Genomic DNA, 14,328 nt, shown 5'->3' with positions numbered 1-14,328 from the left:
CAGGGAGGAATAAGCGATGAAAAATGTTGTGTTAAGCATGCTGGCGAAGATTTCACAAATTGATGCCACCACCAAGCAGTTGACCGCGCGCGTTGAGGCTCAGTCGCTGCTGATCGGTGCGCTGGTACTGGCCGTCAGTAAGAAAGGCGGCGTCACTGAAGTTATTGAAAGCGCCAACAAAGCCATCAACATGGTGATTGAGTCAGCCGAGGCTGACGATATGCTTAAGTCGGACGCCGCTATTTTGCTGAGCGAGTTTCAGGATCTGTTGACGATTTCGCGTGCGGTTGACAGCGCCGATGATGTCATCAACCAGCAGGCGCTGGAAGGTATTACCGGTGTGAGCAGCGCCAGCGATGACGATAAAAAGGACCCGTTCTAATCGCGCAGCGCCGCAGTCGGCTACCATTGCGCACATTTTGCCAGCGGTAACTGCATATTTATTGATCTGGGTAAAGATTTCTTCTCACTGCGCTGACAGGATGGATTCAGCGCTTTTTTTAGTTTTTAAAGGTGAGGAGAGGACAATGCAAACGTACGATATGGTGTTTGAGGAGGCATGCCGGCTGGTGGGGCAATGCTATCTGGAACTGGCGCAGCGCGGTGCCGCTACCGAAAAAGAGGTGCTGGCCAGCGAGTTGCGTAACCTGCAACTGCGCTACCGGGAATTAACCGGCGCGCCTAACCGCGCCGTTGAAATGGCGATTGGGCAACTCAAACCCTGCTAACCCAGCCGCCCGGCCTTCAGTGCCGGGCTTTTTTATCTTACATCCACCGCAGCGGTTAACCCGCAAGCGCCAGCGCAGTCAAACCATTTCCAGCGACTGCACGCCTTTGATTTCCATCACTTTGTCATAAATGCTGTGCATCGGAAATCTGCGTGACAATGTCACCTCAACGCTCAGCTCGCACAGGCCGCTCTCTTCGTTACGATTGACCACAGCGATGTGGCCATAGCGCAAATTTTCGCGCTGCAGTACCAGCAACACCAGCGGTACGCTTTTGGCTTTGAGATGGACGATAAGGGTGTGATGGCGGCCAATCAGCCAGTGGCTGATACGGCGGAACGTTTCCAGCACCACCAGCGCCAGCACCGTGCCGTAAATACCGATTTCGTACATCCCGCTACCGATCACCAGGCCAATCGCGGCGGTCACCCACAGGCCGGCGGCGGTCGTCAGGCCTTTCACAATCTGCTTTTGAATGATGATGGTGCCAGCGCCAAGGAAGCCCATGCCGCTGACCACCTGCGCCGCAATACGGCTGGGATCCAGTGCCACATGATCGTTAGTCAGCATATCGGCAAAGCCATATTTTGACACCAGCATGAACATGGCGCTGCCAATACCGACCAGAATGTGGGTGCGCAGGCCCGCTTCCTTAGCACGCATCTGGCGCTCCAGGCCAATCAGTCCGCCCAGTATTCCGGCTAACGCGATGCGGATGAGCATGTCGGCTAACATCCTTCCTCCTTATTGATTGATGTTTCGTATGAACAGGCAGAGAAAGAGGGAAAATGCTGCAATCAGGATAATTCTGCTTGCCAATGACGATATTAAATTTTGTAAAAAGCTGTGTCGCCTATCGATCGCGCACCGCTGCTGACATATGCTGGTGCGACTTTTCCGCTCACACTCCCGGAGCCCGACCGATGAAAGCCGCAACTTTACTGCTGGCCGGCGCAGCGCTGTTACTCTCTGCCTGCAGCAGCAACAGCGACAATGAACCGCCGCAACAGGCCACCGCCGCGCACGTGCAGCCGCACGTTGTGATGTCGTCCATGGCAGAAGCCAACTGCAACAGCGCAGGCGGCACGCTGGCGTTCTCGCGTCAGTTAGACGGTTCACGCATCGGGATGTGTCAGCTGGCTAACGGTCGTCGCTGCGACGAACAGGCGCTGATCGGCGGTGCCTGCGCCCGCTAACGCAGGCGCAAAACCTTACGCCTTAACCTGATTCGAACAGGTTTCCCCGCGTGACAGCTGCTGTAAATTACTGAGCGTGGTTTCTGAAATCGCCGTCAGCGCTTCGGCGGTGAGAAAGGCCTGATGGCCGGTAAACAGCACGTTGTGGCAGGCCGACAGGCGGCGGAACACGTCGTCCTGAATCACGTCATTCGACTTGTCTTCAAAAAACAGGTCGCGTTCGTTCTCATACACGTCCATGCCGAGCGAGCCGATTTTCTGCTGTTTCAGCGCCTCAATCGCCGCCTGTGAATCAATCAGCCCACCGCGGCTGGTATTGATAATCATCACGCCATCTTTCATCTGGCTGAACGCCTGTGCGTTGAGCAGATGATGGTTTTCCGGCGTCAGCGGACAGTGCAGGGTGATGACATTGGACTCCGCCAGCAGCGTTTTCAAATCAACATATTCCGCCCCGAGCGCCAGCGCGGCGTCACTGGGGTACGGATCGTACGCCAGCAGACGCATGCCAAAACCTTTCAGGATGCGCATCGTCGCCACACCAATCTTGCCGGTGCCGACCACGCCAGCGGTTTTGTTATGCATGTTGAAACCGGTCAGGCCGTCCAGCGAGAAGTTGGCATCGCGCGTGCGCTGGTAAGCGCGGTGAATGCGGCGGTTAAGCGTCATCATCAGGCCTACCGCGTGTTCCGCCACCGCTTCCGGCGAATAGGCGGGCACGCGTACCACCTGCAGTCCCAGCGCGGCGGCTGCGTCGAGGTCGACGTTATTGAAACCGGCACAGCGCAGCGCGATATATTTCACGCCCAGCGCCGCCAGCTCCGCCAGCACCGCTTTGCTCCCGTCATCGTTAACGAAGATACAGACCGCGTCACAGCCAGCGGCGTTTTTTGCTGTGGTTTCGCTCAGCAGGAAGTCAAAAAACTGCAGCTCAAATCCGTAGCCTTCGTTAACGTGCTCGAGGTATTTCTGGTCGTAATGCTTGGTGCTGTAAACCGCAACTTTCATTGTTTCGCTCCTGAAAAATGTTACGTCGGTATCACATCAGGATAACGTTTTCCGCGTCATTTTGCTGTTCTTCAGCCAGACTAAAGCGGTAACGCCTTCATTTGCCGGGCGTAACATGCCATCATCTCTGTCAGGATTGGGTAAAGAACAGGAACGTTAACAGCCATGACGCGGGGCCTCCGTCGACTACTTGCTGCGCTACTGGCGCTGATACTGCTGCTGCTGGGATTGCTGCTAACGCTGACGCACTGGCTGCCGCGGCTGGCAGGTATCTGGCTGCCGGAAAATACCCGCGTCGAGCTACACGGCGCGCCGCACTGGCAGCAGGGCCGGCTGGTGTTTCCTGATGTGCGCTATCTGGCCGGCGACTGCCTGCTGGCGCAGGTCGCCGACGTGGGACTTGGCCGGACGCAACAGCGCTGGCAGCTTGATGCGCGCGAGGTGGCGCTCAACAGCGATTGTCTGCAGGCGCTGCCGCACAGTGCCACGCGCGATGCGCCGCGCAGCCTCGCAGAGTGGCAGCAGATGCTGCCCGGCGCGGATATCCATCTGCAACAGCTCAGTATTTTGCCATGGCAGCAATATGCGGGCCGCTTCGATCTGACCTTAGACAAAGACCTTCAGCAGCTGCGTTATCAGGGCGACAACCTGCGCGTCGCCGCGCGCATGCAGGGGCAGCAGTTGCACATTGATCAGCTCCAGCTCAGCCATCCTTTACTGCCGCAACCGGTCGAACTGCATGGCAATCTGACGCTGCCGACTTTTGCCGATGGCCTGCCGGTGGCGGGTGAGCTCAGCGGTGCGCTTAACCTGACGCAGTGGCCGCAGCCGCTGGCGCTGACGCTTAACTGGCAGCAGCAGCAGGGCGAACTGGTGGTGCGCCAGCAACAGGAACCACAGCCGTTGTTACAGCTGCCGTGGCAGGTCGATGCGCAGCAAATCCGCATCACTGCCGGTCACTGGCGCTGGCCGTTCGGGTCGCAACCGCTGTCGGGCGGCGTGGCGCTGACGCTGGATGACTGGCAGCAGGGGCTGGAACAGACGCAGATCCGCGGCCGCTTCAATTTACTGACCGCCGGACGCGGCGGGAAAGGCAACCTGGTACTGAGCGTTGGGCCGGGCAAGCTGAGCCTGACTGACAGCGCACTGCCGTTCCAGTTAACCGGCGAAAGCAAATTTGCCGACCTGCAGCTGTACGGCACCATCCCCGGACAAGTACATGGCATGCTCAGCGATCCGCAGCTCAGCCTGCAGCCTGGCGCACTGCTGCGCCTGCGCGGACGCTTACTCTCGACGCTGGAAGTGGATGAAGCGCGCTGGCCGCTGGCCGGCGTCAGCGTGGCTTCGCGCGGCATCAACGGCCGGTTACAGGCGATTCTCAACGCGCACGACCCCAGTTTCGGCCGCTTCAGGCTGCATCTCGACGGGCGCGCCAGCGACTTCTGGCCAGACAGCGGACGCTGGAACTGGCGTTACTGGGGCGAAGGCGTGATGGCGCCGCTTAGCGCCAAATGGGATGTGAAGGGCACCGGCAGCTGGCACGACACCCTGATCAGCCTCGATACGCTGAACACCGGGTTTGATCAGCTGGCGTACGGCATGGTGCAGGTGGATAAGCCGCGCCTGACGCTGACCGCGCCGGTGCGCTGGCAGCGCGATGTGGCACAGCCGGCGTTTAACGGCGGGTTTGCGCTGCGTTCCGGCCAGACGCGCTTCAGCTACGGTGGCTGGCTGCCGCCGTCCGAACTGCGTTTCGATGCCAAAGGGCGCGATCCAGGACATTTTCTGTGGCGCGGTCAGCTCACCGCGGAAGACATCGGACCGCTGCGCGTGCATGGCCGCTGGGACGGCGAGCGGCTGCGCGGCGAAGCCTGGTGGCCGGCGCAGTCGCTCAGCGTCTTTCAGCCGCTGCTGAGCAGCGATCTGAAGATGCGTATTCAGTCTGGCGAGCTGCGCGCGCAGATGGCCTTTTCCGCCGCCAGCGGCCAGGGGTTTGAGGCGGGCGGTTTCTGGGCGGTGAAACAGGGCAGCGTATGGATGCCGGACAGCGAAATCAACGGCATCGATTTTACCCTGCCGTTCCGCCTGAAAGATCATCAGTGGCAGCTGGGGCGCCGCGGGCCGGTGTCGCTGCGCATCGCCGAAGTGAAAAACCAGTTTGCGCTGCAGAACATTACCGCGGATCTGCAGGGCCACTATCCGTGGCAGGAGCGCCAGCCGCTGACGCTCAGCAACGTCAATCTCGATCTGCTCGGCGGGCACGTCAGCATGCCAGCATTGCGTTTACCGCAGCATCAGCCTGCGCGGATTTCGCTGCGTGACATTGATCTCAGCCGGCTGGTGACGGCGCTCAAACCGAAGCAGTTTGCCATGTCCGGTAAAGTGAATGGCGAATTGCCGCTGTGGGTGAACAATCCGCACTGGCTGATCGAAAAGGGCTGGATCGCCAACAGCGGCCCGCTGACGTTCCGCATGGACAAAGACATGGCGGATGCGATTGTCAGCAATAACGTGGCCGCCGGGGCGGCGATGGACTGGCTGCGCTACATGGAGATTGCCCGTTCGTGGGCGACGCTGGATCTGGATAACTTCGGTAACCTGATTCTGCAAAGCGAGGTGAAAGGCACCAGCCAGTTCAGTAACCGCCGCCAGTCCGTCAATCTTAATTACCGTCATCAGGAAAACCTGTTCCAGCTGTGGCGCAGCCTGCGCTTTGGCGATAATTTGCAATCCTGGGTGGAGCAAAACGCCACCCTGCCATCCAACAAGGACCCGAAACCATGAGCCTGAGGGCATTACTGGTGCTGACAGCGGGACTGCCGCTGCTGGGCTGTGTGCCGCGCATCGAAGTCGCCGCACCCAAAGAGCCAATCACCATCAACATGAACGTAAAAATCGAACATGAAATCCACATCAAGGTGGATAAAGACGTCGAAGCGCTGCTGAAGAATCAGAGCGGACTGTTTTGAGGAGAGGCTCGATGAAACGCAAGGGGATTGCGCTGTTAGTGGCGCTTTTGCTGGTGCCGTCGGCCTGGGCGCTGACGCTGGATCAGGCGCGCCAGCAGGGGCGTGTGGGCGAAACGCTGAGCGGTTACATCGCCGCTCGTCAGCAGGATGACGAGACGCTGGCGCTGGTTAAGCGCATCAATGACGGCCGCAGCCAGCAGTATCAGCGCGTGGCGCAGCAGAACAATCTCACCACCGCCGAAGTAGCGCGCATCGCCGGCGAGAAGCTGGTTAACCGTGCCGGCAGCGGCGAATATGTGCGCGGGATCAATGGCCAGTGGGTGCAGAAATAGCTGCTTCCACGATAGCGCAGGCATAAAAAAGCCGGGCACTCAGGCCCGGCAAGACAGATAGCATTGTTTTAATGATGATTACGCAGCAACAATCTGTTTGATGGCGTCTTTGGCATCGCTGGCGGCTTTGGTTGCCACTTCCGGGCCGTAGGCAATGCCTTCGGCGAACACGAAGTCAACGTCGGTGATGCCGATGAAGCCGAGGAACAGTTTCACGTACGGAGTCAGCAGGTCAGTCGGGGTGTCTTTGTGAATGCCGCCACGGCTGGAGAGGATCACCGCACGCTTGCCTTTCACCAGACCTTCCGGGCCTGCTTCGGTGTAGCGGAAGGTGACGCCGGCACGGGCAATCAGGTCAAAGTAGTTTTTCAGCTGAGTAGGAATGTTGAAGTTGTACATCGGAGCGGCGATAACCACGGTATCGTGCGCCTGCAGTTCAGCAATCAATTCATCGGACAGGGCCAGCGCGTCCTGCTGACGTGGTGACAGCGGGGCGTCTGAAGGACGCAGGGCGCCAACCAGTTCACCGTCCAGTACCGGAATCGGCTGGGCAGCCAGATCGCGTACCGTCACTTCGTCGCCTTTGGCGCGGGCTTCATCAGCGTAGAAGTCTGCCAGCTGGTTAGACTGTGAGTAACCGGCAAGGATGCTTGATTTCAGAACTAAAACTTTGCTCATGGTATTTTCCTGTACGTTACGCGGTTGGCTTACCGCTCAATGCGTTACACTCTACGGAGTTCGTCCGGCAGGTAAAAGCGCAATATTTCGAGGCCTATGTTCGAAATTATTGAATAAGGTGGCACGTCCGGTCAGGTGAGATGTTCCAATCTGTGCTAAGATGGCGGGCATTAATCGATTGAATCCGCCGGAAAATTCTGCCCGGCGCCGAGCCGCAAGTGCCGGCTCACTGCAACAACAGGTAATTCATCACTATGTCATCATCCGTTACGTCACCTCTGGCCCCCCTCTGGTCGCGGCTCGATAACCTGATGCTGCGCGACCGCAAAGCGCTGCAGCGTCGTCTGCACGGTGCGGCAAAGGTGAAAAATCCCGCTGCGCAGCAGGAAATTATGGCTGAGCTGGAGCCGGTGTTCGCCGCGGCAGAACAGCGCGTGGCGCAGCGCGCCGCCGCGACGCCGCGCATTACGTTTCCGGACAATCTGCCGGTCAGCCAGAAGCAGCAGGACATCGCCGACGCGATTCGCGATCATCAGGTAGTGATTGTCGCCGGTGAGACCGGCTCAGGTAAAACCACCCAGCTGCCAAAGATCTGTCTGGCGCTCGGGCGCGGTGTGAAAGGGCTGATTGGGCATACGCAGCCGCGTCGCCTGGCGGCACGCACCGTGGCGAACCGCATTGCCGAAGAGCTGGAAACCACACCCGGCGGCACCGTCGGTTATAAGGTGCGGTTTAACGATCAGGTCAGCGAAACCACCCAGGTCAAACTGATGACCGACGGTATTCTGCTGGCGGAAATTCAGCAGGATCGTCTGCTGCTGCAGTATGACACCATCATCATCGATGAAGCGCATGAACGCAGTCTGAACATCGATTTCCTGCTGGGTTACCTGCGCGAGCTGCTGCCGCGTCGTCCCGATCTGAAAGTGATCATCACCTCCGCGACCATCGATCCGCAGCGCTTTTCGCGCCACTTCAATAATGCCCCGGTAATCGAGGTTTCGGGCCGCACTTATCCGGTCGATGTACGCTATCGTCCGGTGGTAGAAGATGCCGAAGACACCGAGCGCGATCAGCTGCAGGCAATTTTCGATGCGGTTGACGAACTGAGCAGCGAAGGGCGCGGCGATATCCTGATCTTCATGAGCGGCGAGCGCGAAATTCGCGATACCGCCGATGCGCTGATGAAGCGCGATTTACCGCACACCGAGATTCTGCCGCTCTATGCGCGCCTGTCCAACGCCGAACAGAACCGGGTGTTCCAGGCGCACAGCGGCCGCCGCATTGTGCTGGCGACCAACGTCGCCGAGACCTCGCTCACCGTGCCGGGCATTAAATATGTCATCGATCCGGGCACCGCGCGCATCAGCCGTTACAGCTACCGTACCAAAGTGCAGCGTCTGCCGATCGAGCCGATCTCGCAGGCGTCGGCTAACCAGCGCAAAGGGCGCTGCGGCCGCGTGTCGGAAGGGATCTGTATCCGCCTTTATTCAGAGGATGATTTCCTCAGCCGCCCGGCGTTTACTGACCCGGAAATTCTGCGTACCAACCTGGCGTCGGTAATTTTGCAGATGACGGCGCTTGGACTGGGCGACATCGCCGCATTCCCGTTCGTCGAAGCGCCGGATAAGCGCAATATTCAGGACGGCGTGCGCCTGCTGGAGGAGCTCGGCGCGATCACCCTGAGCGAGGAAGGTGCGTACAAACTGACGCCGTCCGGGCGCAGCCTGGCGCAGCTGCCGGTCGATCCGCGGCTGGCGCGCATGGTGCTGGAAGCGCAGAAATTTGGCTGTGTGCGCGAAGTGATGATTATTGCCGCTGCGCTGTCGATTCAGGATCCGCGCGAGCGTCCGGTGGAGAAACAGCAGGCATCTGACGAGAAACACCGGCGTTTTGCCGACAAAGAGTCGGATTTTCTCGCTTTTGTTAATCTCTGGAACTACCTGCAGGAACAGCAGAAAGCGCTGTCCGGTAACCAGTTCCGCCGCCAGTGTAAAAGCGATTATCTCAATTACCTGCGCGTGCGCGAATGGCAGGACATCTACACCCAGCTGCGTCAGGTGGTGCGGGAACTGGGCATGCCGCTTAACAGCGAGCCGGCACCGTATCGCGAAGTGCACTGCGCGCTGCTCACCGGTTTACTGTCACACATCGGTCAGAAAGATGCGGAAAAGCAGGAGTTTACCGGCGCACGCAACGCGCGTTTTGCTATTTTCCCCGGTTCCGGGCTGTTTAAGAAGCCGCCAAAATGGACCGTGGTGGCGGAACTGGTGGAAACCAGTCGCCTGTGGGGCCGCGTTGCGGCGCGCATCGACCCGGAGTGGATCGAACCGCTGGCCCAGCATCTGCTGAAGCGCAGCTACAGTGAACCGCACTGGGAGAAAGCGCAGGGCGCAGTCATGGCCACCGAGAAGGTCACGCTGTACGGGCTGCCGATTGTGCAGGCGCGTAAGGTCAATTACAGCCGCATCGATCCGCAACTCAGCCGGGAGCTGTTTATCCGTCATGCGCTGGTGGAAGGCGACTGGCAGACGCGTCACGCCTTCTTCCGCAATAACCTGAAACTGCGCAGTGAAATCGAGGATCTGGAGCACAAATCGCGGCGGCGCGACATTTTAGTCGATGACGAGACGCTGTTTGCGTTTTACGATCGCCGCATTGGCAGCGAGGTGGTCTCAGCGCGGCACTTTGACAGCTGGTGGAAACAGGCCAGTAAGGACAATCCGGATCTGCTGAGCTTTGATAAGCAGATGCTGATCAAAGACGGCGCGGAGAAGGTCAGCCAGCTGGATTACCCGAACTTCTGGTATCAGGGCAACCTGAAACTGAAGCTCAGCTACCAGTTCGAACCGGGGGCCGATGCGGATGGTGTGACGGTGCACATCCCGCTGCCGCTGCTTAACCAGGTCGACGAAGCCGGTTTCGAGTGGCAGATCCCTGGCGTGCGCCGCGAGCTGATCATCGCGCTAATTAAGTCGCTGCCCAAGCCGGTGCGACGCAACTTTGTGCCGGCACCCAACTACGCCGAAGCCTTTCTTGGCCGCGTGACGGCGCTGGAGCAGCCGCTGCTGGATGCGCTGGAGCGTGAGTTCCGCCGCATGTCTGGCGTCACCATTGAGCGCGACGCCTGGCAGTGGGATCAGGTGCCCGATCACCTGAAAATGACCTTCCGCGTGGTGGATGAGCACAACCGGAAGCTGCAGGAAGGCAAAGACCTGCATCAGCTGAAGCAGGTGCTGAAGGGCAAGGTGCAGGAAACGCTGTCCAACGTGGCGGATGACGGGCTGGAACAGCGCGGGCTGCATCTGTGGAGCTTCGGCGATCTGCCGCAAAGCTACGAGCAGAAGCGCGGCAACTATCAGGTCAAAGCCTGGCCGGCGCTGGTGGATGAAAAAGACAGCGTCGCGATTCGCCTGTTTGACAGTGAACGCGAGCAGCAGAAGATGATGTGGCGCGGCCAGCGGCGGTTATTGCTGCTGAACATCCCTTCGCCGATCAAGTATCTGCACGAGAAGCTGCCAAACAAAGCCAAGCTCGGACTCTATTTCAATCCGTACGGCAAAGTGCTGGAGCTGATTGATGACTGTATCGCCTGCGGCGTGGATAAGCTGATGGCGGACGCCGGTGGGCCGGCGTGGCAGCAGGAAAACTTCGAGCAGCTGCGCGATAAAGTACGCGCCGAACTCAACGACACGGTGGTGACCATCGCCAGCCAGGTCGAGCAGATTCTCACCAGCGTGTTCAACATCAACAAGTTCCTCAAGGGGCGGGTGGACATGACGCTGGCACTGGCGCTGGCGGATATCAAAACGCAGCTGAGCGGCCTGGTGTATCGCGGTTTTGTCACCGGCAACGGCTATCAGCGGCTGGGTGACACACTGCGCTATCTGCACGGTATTGAGCGCCGGCTGGAGAAGCTGCCGGTCGATCCGCACAGCGATCGGGCGCGGATGCTGAAAGTGCAGGCGGTAGAGCAGGCGTGGCAAAGCTGGCGCAACAAGCTGCCGCCGCAGCGTCAGGACGATGAAGAGGTACAGGCGATTCGCTGGATGCTGGAAGAGCTGCGCATCAGTTATTTTGCGCAGCAGCTGGGCACGCCGTATCCCATCTCCGACAAACGTATTCTGCAGGCGATGGAGCAGCTGAGCTGACTTATTGCGCCAGCGCTTCCAGCTTGTCTTTAAAGGATGTAACGGCGATGGCGCGGTTATCGGCGCGATAACGATCGGCCGGTGCCGGCGCCGAGCTCTGTACCGCAATCAGCTGCCACTCGCCGTCGCGCTTCAGCAGCAGCGGAGAGCCGCTGTCGCCGGGCAGGGTGTCGCACTGGTGCGACAGCACGGCACGCTGCGCCCAGCCGGTGATCAGGCAATCGCTGTGCGAGTAGAGCGTATCCAGATGGTCAGCGGGATAACCGGCCTGTGTCACTTTGCGGTCGGTGGTTTTCAGCGCGGCGGTTAAATCGCTGCGCGAACCGTCAAACAACGGAATCGGCACGATACCGGACGGTGGATTGTGCAGAATCACCAGGCCGTAATCGTAAGGCGCCGCGTCTGGCGGTACGATCCAGCCTTCACCATCCGCCTGCAGACGCCGCGCCAGCGAAGGCTCCACGCGCGCGTCGATATCATGAATTTCGTAACGCCAGCCTTTGGCACCCGCCATAAAGCGCAGCGCGACCGGCTTGTCAAATTTGCCCGGGGGCGTCAGTAAGCAGTGTCCGGCCGTCAGCGCCAGATGGGCCGAAATCAACGTGGCACTGCACAGATTGCCGCTTTCCGTCTCTAACTGACCAATGGCATCCCACGGCGCCGCACTGACGTCGGTAATGGCTTTACGATGATCTTTGCCGAAGAACAGGGTCTTAATCTCTTCCGGGCTGGGGCCGTCTTCATCATCGGCATGGGCTGTGAGGTTAAAGCTAAAAAGACCTACAAATAACAGGATAGCCAGGCGCATAGTTCTCTCAATGGCGAGAATAAATAGAGGTTATGGTCATCACGCTTGAGCGATAACTATAGTCGGTGAGCGGTAAAAAAGGGAGAAATATTGGAGTAATCAGCACGCTACAACGACTAGATAAAAAAGCTGGCCGCAATAATGCCGCACAGAATCATGACAATCAGGATAATTTCGAAGCGATAGCGACGCACCATTTTTCGCTACTCCAGTAAATAAACACCCGGCAGAACCGGGTGTTTTCAATCATTAATGCGGTGTTGGCGCGCAAGGCAACCTTATTTAGCAGCTTTTTTCGCTTTGTGGTGCTTTTTAGCAGCCTGAGCTTTCTGAGCAGCTGGTTTGGTTACTTTTTTGTGGTGCTTTTTAGCCGCCTGAGCTTTCTGTGCAGCTGGCTTAGTGGCTTTGTGGTGTTTTTTAGCAGCCTGGGCTTTCTGAGCCGCTGGCTTGGTGGCTTTCTTGTGGTGCTTTTTAGCGGCCTGGGCTTTCTGAGCAGCTGGTTTGGTGGCTTTCTTGTGGTGCTTTTTAGCCGCCTGCGCTTTCTGAGCCGCTGGTGCTTTCTTCTCTACTTTCTTGTGCTTTTTGGCAGCCTGCGCTTTCTGAGCAGCGGCTTTTTTGTGGTGAACAGCTTTGTGCTTAGCCGGTGCAGCGGTAGTTGCAGCAGCAGCAGGAGCAGCAGTTGTTGTCTCAGCAGCGAAGGCTACAGAAGACAGACCCATAGCAGCGGCGATCACCAGCGCAAATAATTTTTTCATTGCAAAACCCTCGAACTATTTTTTCATGTGTAGCCCACTGCGGGGCCGGTGAATGCACTATATGTAAAACAATTCGCGCCTTCAGTGAGGGAATGGTATCGGCGTGTAACGGATTGTACAAAGCAGGAAAACCGGGCAGGGCGGGGATAAGTGCGGATCACTCTCCGTGGAAAAAACGGCGGCCGGGCAGGCCGCCGCACGGATCAGGCAGAGAGATAACGCTGTTCCAGATGCTGACGGAAATAGTGTGGATTGAGCGCTTCGCCAGTGGCATTGATCAGCAGCTGCTGCGTCGGGAAGCGGCTGCCGTGCTGCCAGATGTTCTGCTGTAGCCAGTCAAACACCGGTTGCAGTTCGCCCTGCTGAATCAATTCGTCCACCTGCGGAATGGCGCGTTTTACCGCCTGGAACAGCTGAGCGGCGTACATCGCGCCCAGCGTGTAGGTCGGGAAGTAGCCGAAGGCGCCGTCGGTCCAGTGAATATCCTGCATACAGCCGTCGCGGTAGTTGCCGCGCGTATCGATCCCCAGCGACTGCTGCATTTTTTCATCCCACAACGCCGGAATATCCTCGACTTCAATCTCGCCTTCAATCAGCGCCCGCTCGATTTCGTAACGTAAAATCACATGGGCCGGATAGCTCAGCTCGTCGGCATCGACGCGGATAAAGCCCGGTTTCACGCGCTGGGTCAGCCGAATAAAGTTGTTGCGCTCCAGCGCCGGCTGGTCGCCCATCAGCGCCACCACCTGGGGATGAATATGCTGCAGGAAGGCGTGACTGCGACCCAGCTGCATCTCCATAAACAGGCTCTGCGATTCATGCATCGCGGTTGAGCGCGCCAGCGCCACCGGCTGTCCGCGCCACTGCTGTGGCAGATTCTGCTCATAGCGCGCATGGCCGGTTTCGTGGATCACGCCCATCAGCGCGCTGAGAAAATCGTTTTCGTTGTAGCGTGTGGTGATACGCACATCTTCCGGTACGCCGCCGCAGAACGGGTGCGCGCTCACGTCCAGCCGGCCGTGATTAAAATCAAACCCTAACGTCGCCATCACGCTCAGTCCGAGCTGCTTCTGCGATTCAATGGCGAAGGGGCCGACCGGCTGGGCAATTGGCGTTGCCTGCTGGCGGGCTACCGCTTTTTGCAGCAGGTCCGGCAGCCAGCTTTTCAGATCGCCAAAGGTGCTGTCGAGCTGCGCGCTGGTCATGCCTGGCTCAAACACATCCAGCAGCGCATCGTAGCGTGATACGCCGAGCGCATCGGCGCGCAGTTGTGCCTCTTCGCGGCTCAGCTTCACCACTTCTTTCAGGTTAGCGCTGAAGCCCTGCCAGTCGTTGGCCTGACGCTGACTGCGCCACGCGTGTTCACAGCGCGAGCCAGCCAGCGATTTGGCTTCCACCAGCGAGGCCGGCAGCAGCGTTGCCTGGCGCCACGCGCGCTGCATTTCGCCCAGATTGGCCTGTTCCACATCGTTCAGCGACTCCTGCGCGGCGGCGTCAAACAGCCCGCCGAGGCGCTTGTCGGTCAGCAGCTCGTGCATAAATACGCTCAGCTCTGCCATCGCTTCTCCACGCGCCTGGCTGCCGCCCGGCGGCATGGTGGTTTGCATATCCACGCCGGCAATCGCGCCCAGATGGCCAAAACGCGCCAGGCGCTGAAAAGTGCGGCTAAGTTCCTGATAAGCTGCAGTCATGTAACAAGCTCC

At 58.8% G+C, this 14,328-nt stretch carries 14 protein-coding genes; 7 read left to right on the top strand and 7 right to left on the bottom strand.

Going from position 1 to position 14,328, the window contains the following annotated elements:
- Positions 1 to 16: 16 nt before the first annotated feature.
- Both iraP and AC6I8P_RS09930 read left to right on the top strand, forming a co-directional pair.
- Positions 17 to 382, top strand: coding sequence for an anti-adapter protein IraP (gene iraP / locus AC6I8P_RS09935; RefSeq protein WP_136546798.1), 366 nt, complete (start codon positions 17 to 19; stop codon positions 380 to 382).
- Positions 383 to 527: 145 nt separating this feature from the next.
- A complete protein-coding gene (locus tag AC6I8P_RS09930) occupies positions 528 to 728 on the top strand; it encodes a DUF2767 family protein (RefSeq protein ID WP_010618426.1) in 201 nt (66 codons plus the stop codon).
- Between the two features lie 78 nt (positions 729 to 806).
- On the opposite strand, the gene AC6I8P_RS09925 is transcribed toward AC6I8P_RS09930, so the two are convergent.
- Positions 807 to 1,463 (bottom strand): MgtC/SapB family protein, encoded by a 657-nt coding sequence (locus tag AC6I8P_RS09925; RefSeq protein ID WP_021506125.1) that lies wholly within the window; start codon positions 1,461 to 1,463, stop codon positions 807 to 809.
- A gap of 188 nt (positions 1,464 to 1,651) precedes the next feature.
- Between AC6I8P_RS09925 and AC6I8P_RS09920 the strand changes: the two genes are divergently transcribed.
- Positions 1,652 to 1,924 carry a putative hemolysin gene (locus tag AC6I8P_RS09920; protein ID WP_021506124.1) on the top strand — a complete coding sequence of 91 codons (273 nt, stop codon included), beginning with the start codon at positions 1,652 to 1,654 and terminating at the stop codon, positions 1,922 to 1,924.
- A gap of 15 nt (positions 1,925 to 1,939) precedes the next feature.
- Here the strand turns inward: AC6I8P_RS09920 and AC6I8P_RS09915 are convergent, their stop codons facing one another.
- Complete coding sequence (locus AC6I8P_RS09915; RefSeq protein ID WP_498030572.1) at positions 1,940 to 2,932, bottom strand: 2-hydroxyacid dehydrogenase; 993 nt, start codon at positions 2,930 to 2,932, stop codon at positions 1,940 to 1,942.
- Between the two features lie 165 nt (positions 2,933 to 3,097).
- Here AC6I8P_RS09915 and AC6I8P_RS09910 point away from each other — a divergent pair, with 165 nt between their 5' ends.
- From AC6I8P_RS09910 to AC6I8P_RS09900, 3 genes are read left to right on the top strand one after another with little or no spacing between them, the layout of a single operon-like run.
- On the top strand, positions 3,098 to 5,716 hold the full coding sequence (locus tag AC6I8P_RS09910) for a YdbH family protein (RefSeq protein ID WP_498030571.1): 2,619 nt from the start codon (positions 3,098 to 3,100) through the stop codon (positions 5,714 to 5,716).
- Positions 5,713 to 5,901 carry a YnbE family lipoprotein gene (locus AC6I8P_RS09905; protein ID WP_010618431.1) on the top strand — a complete coding sequence of 63 codons (189 nt, stop codon included), beginning with the start codon at positions 5,713 to 5,715 and terminating at the stop codon, positions 5,899 to 5,901. The genes AC6I8P_RS09910 and AC6I8P_RS09905 overlap by 4 nt, the downstream gene beginning before the upstream one ends.
- 11 nt (positions 5,902 to 5,912) lie before the next feature.
- Positions 5,913 to 6,233: a YdbL family probable chaperone protein gene (locus tag AC6I8P_RS09900; RefSeq protein WP_166718928.1), complete on the top strand. Its 321-nt coding sequence runs from the start codon at positions 5,913 to 5,915 to the stop codon at positions 6,231 to 6,233.
- Between the two features lie 78 nt (positions 6,234 to 6,311).
- Here AC6I8P_RS09900 and azoR read toward each other — a convergent pair whose 3' ends face one another.
- Complete coding sequence (gene azoR / locus AC6I8P_RS09895; protein ID WP_021506120.1) at positions 6,312 to 6,911, bottom strand: FMN-dependent NADH-azoreductase; 600 nt, start codon at positions 6,909 to 6,911, stop codon at positions 6,312 to 6,314.
- Positions 6,912 to 7,165: 254 nt separating this feature from the next.
- Between azoR and hrpA the strand changes: the two genes are divergently transcribed.
- Positions 7,166 to 11,062: an ATP-dependent RNA helicase HrpA gene (gene hrpA, locus AC6I8P_RS09890; protein ID WP_150361046.1), complete on the top strand. Its 3,897-nt coding sequence runs from the start codon at positions 7,166 to 7,168 to the stop codon at positions 11,060 to 11,062.
- A gap of 1 nt (position 11,063) precedes the next feature.
- Here hrpA and AC6I8P_RS09885 read toward each other — a convergent pair whose 3' ends face one another.
- The 4 genes from AC6I8P_RS09885 to AC6I8P_RS09870 form a co-directional block, all read right to left on the bottom strand.
- The gene (locus AC6I8P_RS09885; protein ID WP_021506118.1) at positions 11,064 to 11,870 is read right to left on the bottom strand and encodes a trypsin-like serine peptidase; all 807 of its coding nucleotides are present in this window, start codon (positions 11,868 to 11,870) and stop codon (positions 11,064 to 11,066) included.
- A gap of 116 nt (positions 11,871 to 11,986) precedes the next feature.
- Positions 11,987 to 12,067, bottom strand: coding sequence for a small membrane protein YdgU (gene ydgU, locus AC6I8P_RS09880; RefSeq protein WP_021506117.1), 81 nt, complete (start codon positions 12,065 to 12,067; stop codon positions 11,987 to 11,989).
- Between the two features lie 81 nt (positions 12,068 to 12,148).
- Positions 12,149 to 12,625 carry an acid resistance repetitive basic protein Asr gene (gene asr, locus AC6I8P_RS09875; RefSeq protein WP_071813568.1) on the bottom strand — a complete coding sequence of 159 codons (477 nt, stop codon included), beginning with the start codon at positions 12,623 to 12,625 and terminating at the stop codon, positions 12,149 to 12,151.
- A 203-nt stretch (positions 12,626 to 12,828) separates the two neighbouring features.
- Positions 12,829 to 14,316: a carboxypeptidase M32 gene (locus AC6I8P_RS09870; RefSeq protein ID WP_498030570.1), complete on the bottom strand. Its 1,488-nt coding sequence runs from the start codon at positions 14,314 to 14,316 to the stop codon at positions 12,829 to 12,831.
- Positions 14,317 to 14,328: the final 12 nt, after the last annotated feature.

The sequence above is a fragment of the gamma proteobacterium symbiont of Lampromicra miyakona genome, assembly GCF_059730895.1.
This window is presented reverse-complemented; position numbering and strand designations above follow the sequence as displayed.